Annotated in this window: 15 protein-coding genes and 1 pseudogene; 7 read left to right on the top strand and 9 right to left on the bottom strand. The window is 66.4% G+C overall.

Features of this window, described 5'->3' with window-relative positions; all coding sequences use genetic code 11:
* Positions 1–37: 37 nt before the first annotated feature.
* Positions 38–1,381, top strand: coding sequence for a DUF2325 domain-containing protein (locus BME24068_RS33240; protein ID WP_174928621.1), 1,344 nt, complete (start codon positions 38–40; stop codon positions 1,379–1,381).
* A gap of 36 nt (positions 1,382–1,417) precedes the next feature.
* Here the strand turns inward: BME24068_RS33240 and BME24068_RS33235 are convergent, their stop codons facing one another.
* The 4 genes from BME24068_RS33235 to BME24068_RS33220 form a co-directional block, all read right to left on the bottom strand.
* Complete coding sequence (locus BME24068_RS33235; RefSeq protein WP_096507908.1) at positions 1,418–1,741, bottom strand: winged helix-turn-helix domain-containing protein; 324 nt, start codon at positions 1,739–1,741, stop codon at positions 1,418–1,420.
* Between the two features lie 105 nt (positions 1,742–1,846).
* Positions 1,847–2,338: a molybdopterin-dependent oxidoreductase gene (locus tag BME24068_RS33230; protein WP_174928620.1), complete on the bottom strand. Its 492-nt coding sequence runs from the start codon at positions 2,336–2,338 to the stop codon at positions 1,847–1,849.
* A gap of 118 nt (positions 2,339–2,456) precedes the next feature.
* Complete coding sequence (locus BME24068_RS33225; RefSeq protein ID WP_174928619.1) at positions 2,457–3,224, bottom strand: DeoR/GlpR family DNA-binding transcription regulator; 768 nt, start codon at positions 3,222–3,224, stop codon at positions 2,457–2,459.
* A gap of 43 nt (positions 3,225–3,267) precedes the next feature.
* Entirely contained in the window at positions 3,268–3,948 is a 681-nt protein-coding gene (locus tag BME24068_RS33220) for an MgtC/SapB family protein (protein WP_174928618.1), read from the bottom strand.
* A 271-nt stretch (positions 3,949–4,219) separates the two neighbouring features.
* Here BME24068_RS33220 and BME24068_RS33215 point away from each other — a divergent pair, with 271 nt between their 5' ends.
* From BME24068_RS33215 to BME24068_RS33200, 4 genes are all read left to right on the top strand, one after another.
* A complete protein-coding gene (locus BME24068_RS33215) occupies positions 4,220–5,164 on the top strand; it encodes a choline ABC transporter substrate-binding protein (RefSeq protein ID WP_096507912.1) in 945 nt (314 codons plus the stop codon).
* Positions 5,165–5,187: 23 nt separating this feature from the next.
* Positions 5,188–5,868, top strand: a complete 681-nt coding sequence (locus BME24068_RS33210; RefSeq protein ID WP_096507913.1) for an HAD family hydrolase — start codon at positions 5,188–5,190, stop codon at positions 5,866–5,868.
* 167 nt (positions 5,869–6,035) lie between these two features.
* Positions 6,036–6,173, top strand: coding sequence for a hypothetical protein (locus tag BME24068_RS35210; protein ID WP_239008054.1), 138 nt, complete (start codon positions 6,036–6,038; stop codon positions 6,171–6,173).
* Between the two features lie 103 nt (positions 6,174–6,276).
* Positions 6,277–8,727 carry a phosphocholine-specific phospholipase C gene (locus BME24068_RS33200; RefSeq protein ID WP_174928617.1) on the top strand — a complete coding sequence of 817 codons (2,451 nt, stop codon included), beginning with the start codon at positions 6,277–6,279 and terminating at the stop codon, positions 8,725–8,727.
* Between the two features lie 58 nt (positions 8,728–8,785).
* Here the strand turns inward: BME24068_RS33200 and BME24068_RS33195 are convergent, their stop codons facing one another.
* Together BME24068_RS33195 and BME24068_RS33190 are read right to left on the bottom strand one after the other, a co-directional pair.
* Positions 8,786–9,445, bottom strand: a complete 660-nt coding sequence (locus tag BME24068_RS33195; RefSeq protein WP_174928616.1) for a M24 family metallopeptidase — start codon at positions 9,443–9,445, stop codon at positions 8,786–8,788.
* 200 nt (positions 9,446–9,645) lie between these two features.
* Positions 9,646–10,806, bottom strand: coding sequence for a porin (locus BME24068_RS33190; protein ID WP_174928615.1), 1,161 nt, complete (start codon positions 10,804–10,806; stop codon positions 9,646–9,648).
* Positions 10,807–11,442: 636 nt separating this feature from the next.
* On the opposite strand from BME24068_RS33190, the gene BME24068_RS33185 reads away from it, so the two are divergent.
* Positions 11,443–12,033, top strand: a complete 591-nt coding sequence (locus tag BME24068_RS33185; protein ID WP_174928614.1) for a GNAT family N-acetyltransferase — start codon at positions 11,443–11,445, stop codon at positions 12,031–12,033.
* A gap of 41 nt (positions 12,034–12,074) precedes the next feature.
* Here BME24068_RS33185 and tam read toward each other — a convergent pair whose 3' ends face one another.
* On the bottom strand, positions 12,075–12,860 hold the full coding sequence (tam, locus tag BME24068_RS33180) for a trans-aconitate 2-methyltransferase (protein ID WP_174928613.1): 786 nt from the start codon (positions 12,858–12,860) through the stop codon (positions 12,075–12,077).
* A gap of 122 nt (positions 12,861–12,982) precedes the next feature.
* On the opposite strand from tam, the gene BME24068_RS33175 reads away from it, so the two are divergent.
* Positions 12,983–13,879: a LysR family transcriptional regulator gene (locus BME24068_RS33175; RefSeq protein ID WP_174928612.1), complete on the top strand. Its 897-nt coding sequence runs from the start codon at positions 12,983–12,985 to the stop codon at positions 13,877–13,879.
* A 155-nt stretch (positions 13,880–14,034) separates the two neighbouring features.
* Here BME24068_RS33175 and BME24068_RS33170 read toward each other — a convergent pair whose 3' ends face one another.
* Entirely contained in the window at positions 14,035–14,469 is a 435-nt protein-coding gene (locus BME24068_RS33170; RefSeq protein WP_096507980.1) for a GNAT family N-acetyltransferase, read from the bottom strand.
* A gap of 163 nt (positions 14,470–14,632) precedes the next feature.
* Positions 14,633–14,830, bottom strand: a pseudogene (locus BME24068_RS33165) (putrescine ABC transporter permease PotI); the annotation flags it as partial.

Here is a 14,830-nt window from a genome sequence, read left to right as displayed (position 1 = left end):
TCCGTCTCCGGCCCACCGGGCCCGGATCGAGGTCCACATGCACGCTCCGCCCTTTCGCCTGGCCCGCACGGCGGGCCTGCCGTCGTCCGGCGGCGTTTCGCCCGCCGACGCGGGGCGGATCGACGCCTGCTGCGCGCCGTCCCGTGCGCAACAAGCCGAACTGAAGCGCCGCACGCGCCTGTCCGAGCTCGATTCGAACCTGCACTGCTCGATCATCGGCACCTGCCTGAGCACGCACGAACTGCGCAAGCTCGTGCCGAAATTCACCGATCTGGACCGTCAGCGCGCCACCGACCTGGAAATCCACCACGCGGCCGTCGAGCTTGCGATGGAGGGCGCGGCCGGCGGCAAGGCACTGCACAAGGCGCTCGACGAGCGCTATGCGGGTGCGATCCGTGCGTTCGACAAGGCAAAGGACGCGGACGCACTCCTCGCGCTGTGGCAGGACGCGCTGAAAAGCGGCGACATCCCGCCTGCGTACTGGGCGCTGATGACGCATCCGCGCACGACGATGATCGTGCGCCAGGCCGCGTTCGGCGACCTGCACATGCTGTCGCATCTGGTCGGCGCGGCGAATCGCGCGGATATCCGCCGGCTGGTCGCGTTCGAGGAAGAGCATGCGGTGCTGCACGCGAAGATCGAACGGCAGCAGGCACGCCTGCACGAGATGAGCGTCGAGCGCGACGCCGCGCTGAAGGAACTGGATGCGTACCGCGCACGCGAGAGCGCGCAGCCGATGAGCGCCGAAAGCGTGTTGCGCGACGAAGTGCGCGAGTTGCGCGAAGCGCTGGCTGCGCGCGACGAACGTCTTGCGCTGCACACGAGCCGCCGCGAGGCGGCGGAACAACGGATCGCCGCCGAACAGGCGAGCGCCCGCGCGATGCGCGCGCGGCTCGACGACCTGACGGCGATGGTGAAGACGTTGCGCGCCGAAGCGAGCGCGATCGAACAGGCCGTGCAGGCGTCGACCGACGATCCGGCCGCCCCCGCGGTGGAATCGCTGTCGATCCTGCGGCACAAGCGTGTCGTCTATGTCGGCGGCCGGCCCGGCTCGAATCGTGCGATCCGGCGAATCGTCGAGACGGCGGGCGGCGAAATGACGTTGCACGACGGCGGCATCGAGGACCGCAAGGGCCTGCTGGCTGCAGCGCTGCCGGGTGCGAACCTGGTCGTGTTTCCGGTCGACTGCATCGACCATGATTCGATGAACCTGCTCAAGCGGATGTGCGAGCGTCACCAGATCGCGTACTACCCGCTACGCACTGCGAGCGTCGCCAGTTTCGTCGAATTGATCGGGCGGCTCGATGCGCATGCGCACGAGGTCATGCCGCCGGATGCGCAGACGGGCGAAGCATCGCGCTTCTGCCTGCGGCACGGCTAGGGCGCCGGCACCGCCGACAGTGCGATCGCGCAATCCTCAGCGGCGCACCATCTTCGTGAGCGCGGTGATTTCGTCCGCGCAGGCCGCGTAAGCGCGCGCCTCGATCTCGCGATAGAGCCGGATGATTTCTTCGCCGACCGGCGTGAGCACGCTGCCGCCGCCACTCTGCCCGCCGTGCTCGGACATGGTCGCCGGCGACTTCAGCGACCGGTTCAACTCGTCCATCAGCAGCCACGCGCGCCGGTACGACATCTCCAGACTGCGCGCCGCCGCCGAAATCGACCCGTGCTCGCGCACGGCCTCGAGCAGCGCAACCTTGCCCGGCCCGAGCGCGATCGTGTCGCCCTGCTGGATGCGCATTCTGAACCGCACCGCTGGCTTGGGGTGTGCCGAAGTCTTCATGTTGTCCGCCGGTTGAACGATGCGGCCAAGCATACACGAAGGCAGGCCCCGCGCAGCGCCGGCTCAGAGTTCGAGCACGCGTGCGACGATCCCCGCCAGCCGCTTCACGTGACGCGGCGCGGGCATGACGTCCGCGCCGGAAAACAACAGCGGCGCGCCGTCGTCGATCGACAGCGGCGTGTCGCCGCACTCGAACGCGACGATCACGCGTTCGCCGACCGGCGTGTTGAACAGTTCGTGCCAGGAAAACGTGACCGCGTAGCCGTCGTGCGCATGCGCGATGAACACCATGCGTTTGAAGTCGCCCGGCATGTCGTTGCGCAGCCCGGCCGCTTCGATCAGATCCGTCAGCCGCGCGCCGCGATACGGCTCGACCGAGCGGATGAAACGGTTCGTCGTGAAGCAGCGCAGGTCGAACGGCTCGGCGCTCACGCACGCGTGGCGCCGCAAGTCGTCGAGCGTGACCGTCATCGGCCGCTCGAAGGCGCCGGCCAGCGCGATCGAACCCGCCGTCGCCTCATGCGCCGAAGGCGCCGTCGTGCCTGCCATCTCCATCGCCCGCCTCCGTGCCGGCGCCGCCGGGCGGCGCCATCGTTGTATCGACGAATATATTACGCCGGGAAACGGCCGCGCAGCAGGATGCGTGCCGCATAGGCGGGATAACGGCGCCGGATCACGACAGCACGATCTGCTTGATGGCCTTCCTGAGATGCTTGTAGCTGTCGACCGACTCCGCCTTCTGGTCCGTCACCAGCGTGCCGATCCGCGCGGGTTCGCAAAAGCCGATCCGGCTCGTCGTGCCGAGCTTGCTGAAATCGGCGAGGATCGCGACGTCCGCCGCGTTGGTCACCATCGCGCGCGCGACTTCCGTTTCCATCCGGTCGTAGTTCGTCGCGCCGCGCACGTGATCGACGCCGACCGGCGACAGCAACGCGAGATCGGCCCGGTAGCGGAAGATCTCGGCGACCGTCCCGTCGCCGACCGTCGCGGCCGCGCGGCTGCCGATCATCCCGCCGAGCAGGATCGTTTCGTTCTTCGCCTGCCCGGGGTCGCTCGAGCGCATCTTCAGCGCGACGTCGATCGAGTTCGTGACGATCGTGAGGCCGGACAGTTTCGACAGTTCCTCGGCCAGCAGCGTGGTGGTCGTGCCCGCGTCGATGAAGAGCGTCTGCGAGCCGGCAACGAGCCGGGCCGCGGCGCGCGCGATCGCCAGTTTCGCCTTCACGTGGGTTTGCGCACGCTCGGCGATCGGCGCTTCGTCGCCCACCTGCACCGCGCCGCCGTGCACGCGCTTCAGTTCCCCCATCGCCTCGAGATCGACGAGATCGCGGCGCACGGTTTCCCGCGACACGTTCAGGTCGGCCATGATCCGGTCGGTGGAAACGCGCTGCATCTTCGATAACAGAAGCCGGATCCTCTGATATCGCTCTTCTTGCCACATGAAATGTCCTCGGAAATGAACGTCAATGTTATTCGAACCGGGTCTATGCGGCGCTTTCCTCCATCTTTTTGATGCCGACGAGGGTCTGCAGGGATTGACGGACCGCCTGGAACTCGCTGCTCGTCATCTTCGAAAACACCACGTGGATCCGGTCGTCGTCCGGCGTCACGTCGTCCTGCTCGATGATGAACTGGACGATGCGCGCCTGGTCGATCCCGGGCATCGCCTGCAGCGACGTCAGCTTTACCGCGCCACGGCTCGCGAGGATGCGCACGCCCCAGCGCTGCCGCGCGGCGAAAAAGCGTTTCTCGATCGGCTTCAGGCCCGCGAGGATCGCCAGCACGATCGCCGTCGCGGCGATCGCGGCGACGTACATCCCGCCGCCCACCGCGAGCCCGACCGCCGCCACGACCCACAGGCTCGCCGCCGTCGTCAGGCCGCGGATGATCTCGCCGCGCAACATGATCGACCCGGCGCCGAGAAAGCCGATGCCCGACACGACCTGCGCGGCGACCCGCGACGGATCGAGCGACACGTTCTTCGCGTTCTGGATGTCCGCGAAGCCGAATGCGGACACCACCATCACGAGCGCGGCGCCGACGGCCACCAGCATGTGCGTGCGCAGCCCGGCCGCCCACGACAGCCGCTCGCGCTCGATGCCGATGATGCTGCCAAGCAATGCGGCCAGCAGCAGCCGGGAAATGATTTCCATCTGACTGATCATTCGAGTTCTCCTTCCTTGACCCAACCTAAATGAACCGCGGGCCGCGCGGCGTGCCGCACGACTTCGCCTGCTTTCGTTTTCCTGACGATCCGACTTCGTCGCAAGTTGTATTTTTGTGTGAACTTGCGATTTTGTGCGTTCTAATATACGGTACGAAACACAACACGGCTAGACCCAGATGCGTTTGTTTCATCCGATCAATACGATCGACGTCGGCCCCCGCCGGCCCCACCACGCAGCACGATCCGGAATACTTGCTTAGGAGACCAACATGACGAAAAAGGTATGGATGCTGGCCGCAACGCTGGTCGCGTCGATCGCGACGGCACCCGTTCACGCATCCGAAGGCGACGTCTGCAAGAAGGTGACGCTCGGTGATGTGGGCTGGAGCGACATCGCGGCCACCACCGGTGTCGCGATGATGCTGCTCGACGGGCTCGGCTACGAAACCAGCAAGACGATCGCGTCGCCGCCGATCGTGCTGGCCGGCGTGAAGAAGGCGCAGATCGATGCGTTCCTCGGCTACTGGGATCCGAGCATGACGCCGACGGTGAAGCCGTTCGTCGATGCCGGCGCCGTGCACCTGCTGCCGCAGCCGAACCTGGTCGGCGCGCGCTACACGCTGGCCGTGCCGCAATACGCATCGGACAAGGGCCTGAAGAGCTTCGCCGACATCGCCAGATTCCGCGACCAGCTCGACGGCAAGATCTACGGGATCGGCGCCGGCAACAACGGCAACGCGCTGATCCAGCGGATGATCGACAAGAACGAATTCGGCCTCGGCGGCTTCAAGCTCGTCGAATCGAGCGAGGCCGGGATGCTGGTCCAGGTGACGCGCGCCGTGCAGGAACACCGGATGATCGTGTTCCTCGCGTGGGAGCCGCATCCGATGAACATCAACTACAGGATTTCCTATCTGGAAGGCGGCGACAACGTGTTCGGCCCGAACTACGGATCGGCGAAGGTCTACACGGTGGTCACGCCGGGCTACCTCGAACACTGCCCGAACGTCGGCCGGCTGCTGACCAACCTTAAGTTCACGACCGACGAAGAAAACCAGCTGATGGTGCCGATCATGAACCACGCGGATCCGGTCGCGGTCGCGAAGGACTGGGTGAAGAAGAACCCCGGCGTGCTGTCGAAGTGGCTCGACGGTGTCACGACCATCGACGGAAAGAACGCCAAGGACGCGATCGACAAGCTGATCGGCGCGTAAGCACGCAATACAAGGACTTTTACATGCACAAGCATCTCGCGCTGTTCGATCTCGATCACACGCTGCTGCCGCTCGACAGCGATCAGGCCTGGAGCCGCTTCATCACCCGGGTCGGCTGGCGGGAAGACGACGAGCACGCTGCGTTGATCGACGAGCACTACGGCCACTACGCGGCAGGCACGCTCGACATGGACGCGTATCTGGCCGTGACGCTCGCGCCGCTCACCCGCTATCCGCGGGAACAGCTCGAGCGCTGGCACGCGCAGTTCATGGACGAGGTGATCCGGCCGGCCATCACGCCGCAGGCGCGCGCGCTGGTCGAGCGCCATCTCGGGAACGGCGATCTCTGCTGCATCGTCACCGCGACCAACGTGTTCGTGACGGGGCCGATCGCGGCCGAGTTCGGGATCGAGCATCTGCTCGGCATCGAGCTCGACACCGACGACGGCACGCCCGGCGGGCAGTTCACGGGGCGCAGCACCGGCGTGCCGAGCTTCCGCGAAGGGAAGATCGTACGCACCACCGAATGGCTGAAATCGCTCGGCTACACGCCGTCGGATTTCGAGCGGACCTACTTCTACAGCGATTCGATCAACGACGTGCCGTTGCTGGACTACGTCACGCATCCGGTCGCGACCAATCCCGATGCGCGACTGTCGGACGTCGCCGGCACGCGCGGATGGCCTGTCATGAAGTTGTTCTGATTCGGGCGATATTCTCGGCTGTTCATTTCATGTCAGGAGGGGCAATGAAATCAGGAACAGGCAAGACGACTTTCAATCACTCAGGAATCCGACTCGATTCGGGTCGGCACGACACCGCGCCGCTGCCACGTACGGAACACCGCCTTCCGTACTGGCGCGGTGTCTTCATGATCGCGCTCGTTTGCACGCTGGCCGGATGCGGCGATGGCGACGCCGGCGCGCCCGGCAATCTCGCCGCGAACCGCGCGTCGGTGTCGAGCCCGGCCGCCGCGCCGGTCCTGCACTGCGCCACCGCATGCCACTGACGGGCGCATGCCCACGTCCGCACGACGGCCGTCGCAATGCGCCGCCCACGATGCACGGCGGCGCCCGGCCAGTCCGAGCGGCCACTCACGACAGAGAGCGATCATGCAAAACAAATCCACGACACGACGTCAGTTCCTCGCCGATGCGCTGAAGCTCGCGGGCGCCACCGCGGTCACCGGCATGCTGCCCGAAAGCATCCTGCGCGCGCAGTCGATCCCGGCGGCCACCGTCACCGGCACCCTTCAGGACGTGAAGCACGTCGTGATCCTGATGCAGGAAAACCGGTCGTTCGACCACTACCTCGGCACGCTGCGCAGCACGCGCGGCTTCGGCGACCCGCGCCCGGTCGTGATTTCGAGCGGCTATCCGGTCTGGCGCCAGCCGTGGCTGCTGTCCTACGCGTTCCCGTTCAACCCGTCGTCGCCGGCCGGCGTCGCGAACGGCGACACCTACTACGGCGACCTCGACCACAGCTGGAGCGGCACGCACAGCGCCTGGAACAACGGCCGCTACGACAACTGGGCCGACGCCAAAACCAGCGGCACGATGTACTACTTCACGCAGAACGACATCCCGTTCTATTACGCGCTGGCGAGCGCGTTCACCGTGTGCGACGGCTACCACTGCTCGATGCTCGGCCCGACGGACCCGAACCGCCTGTATCTGTGGACCGGCTGCTGCGGCAACGTGCCCGGCTATGCGCCGTACACGACCAACACGATGACCGGCACCGGCTGGACCACGATGCCGGAACGGCTGAACGCGGCCGGCGTCACGTGGAAGTTCTACCAGGACAAGGGCAACGGGCTGGATTCGGGCCACGGCTACGGCGAATACAACGGCTCGAGCAAGGATCTCTGGTGGAACGGGAATTACGGCGACAACGTGATTCTCAACTTCAGGCAGTACCAGAACCTCGGCGCGAACGATCCGCTCGCGCCCGCGCTCAACGGCACGCAGATCGACCCGAGCGGCGGCGGCACCGAATACGACACGCGTCTCTTCAGCCAGCTGCAGGCCGACGTCACGAACGACACGCTGCCGCAGGTATCGTGGATCGCCGCGCCGTATGCGTACTGCGAGCATCCGTCGTGGGCCGCGAGCGGCGGCGAATGGTATGTGAGCAACGTGCTCAATGCGCTGACGTCGAACCCGAAGGTATGGGCCAGCACCGTGCTGCTCGTGATGTACGACGAGAACGACGGGTTGTTCGATCACGTGCCGCCGGCCGTGCCGTCGAGCGCGTATGCGGGCACCGGCCAGTCGACGGTGTCGACGGCGGCGGAATTCGTCGGCAGCAGCGGCGCCGCGTCCGACGGCTCGGCGAGCGGCGACGTGCCGATCGGTCTCGGCCCGCGCGTGCCGATGTTCGTGATCTCGCCCTGGTCGAAAGGCGGCAAGGTCAACTCGCAGGTCTTCGATCACACGTCGGTGATCCGCTTTCTGGAAGCGCGCTTCGGGCTGCAGGAAACGAACATCACGCCGTGGCGGCGCACCGTGTGCGGCGATCTCACATCGGCGTTCGACTTCACGAACCCCGACCAGACGATTCCGGCAATCCCGAGCCCGGCCAGCAACATGAACCCGAACGGCTCGACCGTCATCATCCCGCCGGCCACCACCACCGCGGTGCCGGCTCAGGCAGTCGGCCGCAACGCCGCATGCCGGCTGCCGTACGAGTTCTTCGTGCAGGGCAAGGTCAACCGGTCCGGCAAGACGCTCGCGCTGACGATGACCAACACCGGCGCGGCAGGCGTGCATCTGCAGGCATGGGTCGACGGCACCGGCACGATTCCGCGCCAATACACGATCGGCGCCGGCGCGAACGCGTGCACGAACCTGTCGGACGCGCTCGCGCTGAATTCGGCCGGCGGCTACGACTATTCGGTCTACGGCCCGAACGGATTCCTGCAGACGTTGCGCGGCAGTATCGGCGCGTCGGGAAATACGGGGTCGCCGGCCGAAGTGAGCCTCTGCTACGACGTACAGAACGGCAACGTGCAGATCACGCTCGACAATACCGCGGGCTCGAGCGCGACGACGTTCCAGCTCGTCGACAACGCGTACGGAATGAACGCCGCCCAGTCGGTCAGCGTGCCGGCCGGCGCGACGCGGGCCGTCACGTGGTACGGCGACGCCGGCTGGTACGACGCGAGCATCCGCGACGCGAACGATCCGAACTTCCTGCGTCGCGTGGCCGGCTGCGTGCAGGCGCAATCCGGCGCGCTGCTGACCGATCCGGCGATCGGCAATACGAACGGCAAGTTCGTCCCGGTGCTGTCGTCGCAGGGGGCGTCGTACGGCACGCTGCGGTTCGACTACGTCGCGCCGCCGTGGCGCCACAGCCCGAAGAACTGGGTCGGCATCTACGCACGCGGCGCGCAGCCGACCAAGGGCGGCTACAAGTCGTGGGCGTATCTGCCCAAGAGCACCGGCTCGCTGCTGTTTTCATCGACGGCCAACAGTTCGCTCGCGTCGGGCCAGTACGATGCGTGGTTCCTGTTCGACGACGGGTATACGCCGTTGGCGGGCCCCGTCGCGATCGGCATCTGAGGTGCGCTGCGCGCCCGGCGACGCGTTCGCGGCGCGTCGCCGGGCGCCCTGTTCACGCTTATACGAGCAGGTCTTCGTAGAACGCGCCGAACGGGCGGGTCGGGTGCGCGATCTGGATTTCCAGGATCCACAGCCCGGCGGCGGGCGCGCCGTCGAAATCGCCGAGATTGCCGGCCTTGTAGATCGCGTGCGGGAAATCGCTGACGCGATGGCCCTTGATGTCGACGTTCAACCGGAAGCCGTGCGCGTCGGCGCGCCGCGCCGCGAATTCGTACAGTGCGATGCCCGCGCATCCGGTGCTGCGCCAGTGGTGCTCGACTTCGTCGTAAATGACGCGCGCGGCCTGCGCGCAGGCCTGCATGTCCGGATCGTCGCCGCAGACGAAGGTCGCGCCCGCGTCGCCCTCGTGCTTGTTCCACACGGCGCCGAGGTCGATGAAGAAGATGTCGTCGGCCGCGAGTACCGGGTCGTCGATCGAGCGTTCCTTGAAGGTGCGCAGCGTGTTCTCGCCGAAGCGCACGAGGATCGGATGCCAGATGCGGTCCATCCCGAGTTCCTTGAGCACGCGCAGCCCGAGCGCGTTGGCCTCCGATTCCCGCATGCCGGGCCGAATACCGGCCGCGATCGCGTCGACGGCCCGCCACGTCATGGTTCTTGCATGCTGCATCGCATCGAGCGAAAAGGCTTCGCCGACGGCTTCCCGGTGCGTCGAATTCACAATGGTGCTCCCGTGCTGATGAATGTGGGTCGGTGCGTTCGAATATCGTTTCGATATGCACAATCGAATATATCGTGTTCCGCGCCGATGCGTCGTGTGGTTGCGGCGTTGCGTGCCGTCACAGCGAAACGGGCGCTCCGCACTGGAGCGCCCGCTCGGCGGACGTCGCCGGCCTCGGCGACGTCCGTGCTGCCCGTCGATCAGAACTTGTGACGCAGGCCGATACGCGTGACGAACTGCGTGTTCGCGCCCGCGTTGCCGATGAACGACGTCGACGAACCGATTTCCGCCTGCACCGGCACCGCGCGGCCGTTGACCGTGTTGCTGCCCGACGCCTTCTGGTAGGCCGCGCTCACGTACACGTCGGTGCGCTTCGACAGCGCGTAGTCGACGGCCGCGTTGACCTGGTGCCACTTGCCTTCGAAGCGGTCGTCGAGCTTCGAGAACGTGTAGCCGAGGCCCGCGCTCCATGCCGGCGTGAACGCGTAGCGGCCGCCGATTTCGTAGTTGTTCAGCTTCGACGAATCGCCCGACAGCGGCTTGAACGTCGTATGCGTCCAGTTCGCCCACACGAGGCCCGCCGCGATCGCGTAGCGCGCGCCGATGCCGAACGTTTCGAGGTCGCGCAACCCGAGCGTGTTGATGTTCGCGATGCTCACGCCGAAGGCCGGCGACGCGCCGTTCGGGAAGCGGATGTTCGTGTACGCGGCGCCGATGCCGAACGGCCCCTGCGCATAGTTCGCACCGAAGCTGTACGTGCTCGACGCGCCCTGCGTGGCGTTCGTGCCGGTGGTGGTCGGCGTGCCGGCGAACTGGGTCGAGTTCGAGAAGCCGTACATCGCGCCGAACGTCAGGCCCGAGAAATTCGCGCTCTGGAACTTCACCGCGTTGTTGATGCGGCTCGACGTCAGCTGGTCGAGGTCGTTGATGTGATACGCATAGTTGCCGGCCGGCGTCTGGCTGCCCATCGTGTAGTTGCCGCCGATGTAGTCGGTCGAGAACGAGTACTGACGACCGAACGTCAGCGAGCCGATGCCGTTCTTCGACAGACCGACGAACGCCTGACGGCCGAATATCGCGCCGCCCTGGCCGATCGTGCCGTCGCCGCTGCTGAAACCGCTTTCCAGCACGAACAATGCCTTCAGCCCGCCGCCGAGATCCTCGGTGCCGCGGATGCCCCAGCGGCTGCCCGACGCGACGCCGTCGCCATACTTGACGAGCTTGTCGTGCCCCGTCGACGTCGCCACCTTGTTCGAATACGTGACACCCGCGTCGATCAGCCCGTAGAGCGTGACGCTGCTTTGCGCGTGTGCGGCGCCGAACATCCCGAGTGCGGCCGCGGCCGCAATGGTCTTCTTCATGGTGCTTCCTTTTGTTGTGAGCGCACGCGTTTGCATCGCTGCTGAACGCGCGGCGTGTTGACGAAAAACGATGACGAACGGGGGCAAGCCGCGCCGGATCGGCCGGACGTGCGTACGCCTCATGCGCGCTGCACGATGTTCGGAAACGATGCCGGTATGGACTTGCTGAAGCGGCATGCCGCAAGGACAGCCGCTCGACTTGCAGCGCCGCGGCGCGTGCGCATCGATACGCACGCGATCACGACGCGTTGCCCCGGCGATGCCGGCCAGAATCTCTTCCGGCTTTCGTGGAGCGGATGGACGGCGCGATGCCTGTCGGCATCACGACCTTCGATATATTTTTCAAAATATATCGAGTTGTCATCAAGCGGTAAACAATTATTCGGGCTCCTGTCGCCTTTCTTCCACAGGCGTCGCGCAACGTGCCGGGAGCGGCGAGCCGGCGGCGGCGGCCGAACGCGGCCGGGCATGCGCCGGCATCCCGCATAATCGGGCGTTGAACGAAGTCGCGACGAGCGCATTGTGCGCGCGCAGCAATCCGAAACAGGAACGAGGGGGTGCGCTGGCTCGCCGCACGATGGCGGCGCCCGCTCCGGGGAATACCGGGCAATCCCGCTGAAGACAGGACACCGACATATGGACCGAGCCGAGCACATCAGCATCGAACAGGTGGTCGACCTTCCCGCCGATGAACTGAATAGGTGCGACTTCTCGTTCGAGATCGCGTGGGAACTGAATGCGCCGTATCAGGATCTGCTCGATCTGCGCGCGCTGCCCGTGCAGCGCAAGGATTACGGCTTCGACCCGACCGGCGGGGCACGCGACGGATCCGGCGGCACCGCGCTGTTTCGGGCGACCGCGGGCGGGCGCCTCGCAGGATTCCTCGCCATGACGGAAAGCTGGAACGGGATGGCCGAGATCGCGGAACTCGCAGTCGACCGGACCTGCCGGCGGCAAGGTATCAGCCAGTTCCTGCTGGCCGCGGCGGAAGCGTGGGCGCGCAGCCGCGGGTTCGGCTTCATGCGGCTGGAGACGCAGGCGAACAACGTCGCAGCCTGCTGCACGTATGCCCGTGCGGGTTTCGTCGTGGGCGGGCACGACCGCTTCCTGTACGCCGACGGCGCGAACGACGGCGAAGTCGCCCTCTTCTGGTACAAGGATCTGCGCGACGGGCAGCGCGCGACAAGCCGGACGGTCGACCCGGAATCGGTGCTGCCGCCGGCCTGACCGGATTCCGGCCGCCGCCCCGCTTCGGAACTACCTGTCGGTTACTTCCGCGTCGCGACGATGAACAGGCGCGGAAACGGCAGCAGCACGGTGCCGTCGTCGAGCAGCGGATAGCCGTTCGGCCCCGCGACGGCTTCGCGGTAGCGCGCGACGAACGCAGCGCGCTCGCCTTCGTCCAGCGCCGCGAGGAACGGCCGCAATGCGCTGCCCTTGAACCATTCGACGACCGCATCGGCGCCGCCGCTCAGCGGGTGGTAGTACGTCGTGCGCCACACGTCCACCCGCGAACACAACGGCGACAGCAGCGCGTAGTAGTGCCGCGCATCGAACCGCTCGGTGCGCGCGGCCTGCTTCAGCTTCTCCGCCCACGGCCCGGCCGCGGCGACTTCGCGCATCAACCGGTGTGCCGGTTCGTCGAGGTTGTCCGGCATCTGCACCGCGAGATGGCCGCCCGGCGCGAGCCGGCCAACCAGCGACGGAAACAGCGTGTCGTGCGCGGGCACCCATTGCAGCACCGCGTTCGACAGGATCAGGTCGTAGCCGCCCGGATCGTCCCACGTGGCGACATCGGCCAGATCGAAACGCAGCGCAGGCAGGCGCTTGCGCGCGGCCGCGATCATGTCCGGCGACGCGTCGATCCCGCGCACCGTCGCGTCCGGTGCGCGTGCGATCAGCGCCTCGGTCGAGTTGCCGGGCCCGCAGCCAATGTCGATCGCGGTGCGGATCGGCGTGTCCGGCACGGCAGCCAGCAGATCGCGCACGGGCCGCGTGCGTTCGCGCTCGAATTGCATGTACTGGTTCGCGTATGGGTCGAGTGGGGTCGTCACGATAGTCCTCCGGGTCGGCGTGGACGGTGCCGGGATATGGGCAGCCGTCGATACAATGCATTCTGCGATCCCGACGATCGTCAGTAAAATGAATTTAATATCGCTATTGATTCAAAATTCTGATGAAAATAGATACGCTGGGTGTGCAGGCCTTCGTCGCGATCGCCGACGGCGGCAGCTTCAGGCAGGCCGCCGAGACGCTGCACGTGACGCAAACGGCCATCACGCAACGGTTGCGCAAGCTCGAAGCGTTTCTCGGCGTCGCGCTGGTCGAGCGCACGACGCGCCGCACGGCGCTCACCGAGATCGGCCGGCGTTTCCTGCCGCAAGCGCGCCGGTTGCTGAGCGAGCTGTCGGATGCACTGACCGAAATCCGCGAAACCGGCCTGAGCCAGCGCGGCGACGTGACGATCGCGTGCGTGCCGACCGTCGGCGTGCAATATCTGCCCCGCATTCTGCGCGCGTTCTCCGAACGCCGGCCGCACGATCGCGTGAAGATCCTCGATCACGCATCGGCGTCGGTGCTGCAGGCCGTATTGCGACGCGAAGCGGAATTCGGGATCGGCATCGCCGGCGATCAGCACCCCGAACTCGTCAGCGTGTCGCTGACCGATGACCCTTACGTGCTCGTGTGCCGCAACGATCATCCGTTCGCGAAACGGCGGCGGATTCGCTGGGCGGCGCTGCAGCCGCATCCGCTGATCTTCGCCGGCGAAGTGAGCGGCAATCGCGGGTTGCTCGAAGGTGCGCTGAAGACGAGCGGCGTGTCGCTGCATTCGTTCTACGAAGTGCAGCGCAGTTCGACCGCGCTCGGGCTCGTCGCCGAAGGGCTCGGCGCGGCCGTGGTGCCGAAGCTCGCGATTCAGAAGAATGCGTATCCGATGATCCGCACGATCGCGCTCGTCGAACCGTCGGTATCGCGCACGCTCGTGCTGGTGACGCGCAGGGCCGCGCAGTTGTCGCCCGCAGCGCGGGCGTTGTACGACATGATCGTGGAGCGCGCGGCGCCGGGACGTTGATCGGGAATGCGGCGAAGATGCTGCCGGAACGGCAGCCGTTGCGGACAGTCAACCGCGGCGCATGCTTCGTTGCCCTGCCGCGCGATGTCGGTGGATGTCAGGAGGATGCCGCTATCCGACGGTGCGTACCCCCTGCCACCACCGCGCAATCCCGCTCACAGCGCCTTGACCATGAACACGCGCGCCGTGCCTTCCGGTTCGCACGGCACTTCGCCGAACGCCTCGTAACCCTGCTTGCGGTAGAAATCCGGTGCCTGGAACGTAATCGTGTAGAGCACCGCACGGGCGCATCCGCGCCGCTTCGCTTCCGCTTCGGCCTCGCGCAGCAGCCGGCTGCCGAAGCCGCCGCCACGCAGCGATTCCGGCAGGTAGAAAAGGTCGATGAAGAACAACCCGAGCGACGTCCGGCCAGTGAGGCCGCCCAATACCTCGCCGGTCGCGGGATCGGTCACGTACACATCGAGCGCCGCCGTGTCGGATCGCCCCGTCATCGCGTGGTTGAATTCGCCGAGCTTGCTGCTGATGAAGTCGCGTGCGGCCGGTTGTTCGGTGTCGGTCAGCTGGAAGGAAACGTCGGGATGTGCGGTCATGTAGTCAAGGCGGGCGTGAACGGGCGTCGCACGACTATAGCGCGTCCGCATGCTGCATGACGGGCGCCGAACGAGACGCCTGACGCACTTCATGACAAAAGCGCAAACGGCGGGCGCATCGCGCGCCCGCCGCTACGACACCCGCCGTACCCGCCGCGCCCGCTCAGGCCGCCGCGAACGCCGCCTTCATGTCGGCCACCCGGCGCCGCTCGCGCGCGATCATCGCCTGGTTCACCACGATCACGCCGATCGTCACGGCCGAGATGAACAGCGTCGCCAGCGCATTCATCTCCGGGTTCAGCCCCAGCCGCACGCGCGAGAACACCACCAGCGGCAGCGTCGTCGACCCCGGCCCGGAGAG

The sequence above is a fragment of the Burkholderia anthina genome, from assembly GCF_902498995.1.
GTDB lineage: Bacteria > Pseudomonadota > Gammaproteobacteria > Burkholderiales > Burkholderiaceae > Burkholderia > Burkholderia anthina.
The sequence above is the reverse complement of the archived record's forward strand: the minus strand, read 5'-3'. Positions and strand labels throughout refer to the sequence as shown.

Excerpts from the sequence above, each read along its gene's own strand:
- BME24068_RS33185 (WP_174928614.1), top strand. The coding sequence starts at position 11,443 with ATGGACCGAGCCGAGCACATCAGCATCGAACAGGTGGTCGACCTTCCC.
- BME24068_RS33210 (WP_096507913.1), top strand. The coding sequence starts at position 5,188 with ATGCACAAGCATCTCGCGCTGTTCGATCTCGATCACACGCTGCTGCCG.
- BME24068_RS33200 (WP_174928617.1), top strand. The coding sequence starts at position 6,277 with ATGCAAAACAAATCCACGACACGACGTCAGTTCCTCGCCGATGCGCTG.
- BME24068_RS33215 (WP_096507912.1), top strand. The coding sequence starts at position 4,220 with ATGACGAAAAAGGTATGGATGCTGGCCGCAACGCTGGTCGCGTCGATC.
- BME24068_RS33190 (WP_174928615.1), bottom strand. The coding sequence starts at position 10,806 with ATGAAGAAGACCATTGCGGCCGCGGCCGCACTCGGGATGTTCGGCGCC.
- BME24068_RS33235 (WP_096507908.1), bottom strand. The coding sequence starts at position 1,741 with ATGCGCATCCAGCAGGGCGACACGATCGCGCTCGGGCCGGGCAAGGTT.
- BME24068_RS35210 (WP_239008054.1), top strand. The coding sequence starts at position 6,036 with ATGATCGCGCTCGTTTGCACGCTGGCCGGATGCGGCGATGGCGACGCC.
- BME24068_RS33175 (WP_174928612.1), top strand. The coding sequence starts at position 12,983 with ATGAAAATAGATACGCTGGGTGTGCAGGCCTTCGTCGCGATCGCCGAC.
- BME24068_RS33225 (WP_174928619.1), bottom strand. The coding sequence starts at position 3,224 with ATGTGGCAAGAAGAGCGATATCAGAGGATCCGGCTTCTGTTATCGAAG.
- BME24068_RS33240 (WP_174928621.1), top strand. The coding sequence starts at position 38 with ATGCACGCTCCGCCCTTTCGCCTGGCCCGCACGGCGGGCCTGCCGTCG.
- BME24068_RS33170 (WP_096507980.1), bottom strand. The coding sequence starts at position 14,469 with ATGACCGCACATCCCGACGTTTCCTTCCAGCTGACCGACACCGAACAA.
- BME24068_RS33230 (WP_174928620.1), bottom strand. The coding sequence starts at position 2,338 with ATGGAGATGGCAGGCACGACGGCGCCTTCGGCGCATGAGGCGACGGCG.
- BME24068_RS33220 (WP_174928618.1), bottom strand. The coding sequence starts at position 3,948 with ATGATCAGTCAGATGGAAATCATTTCCCGGCTGCTGCTGGCCGCATTG.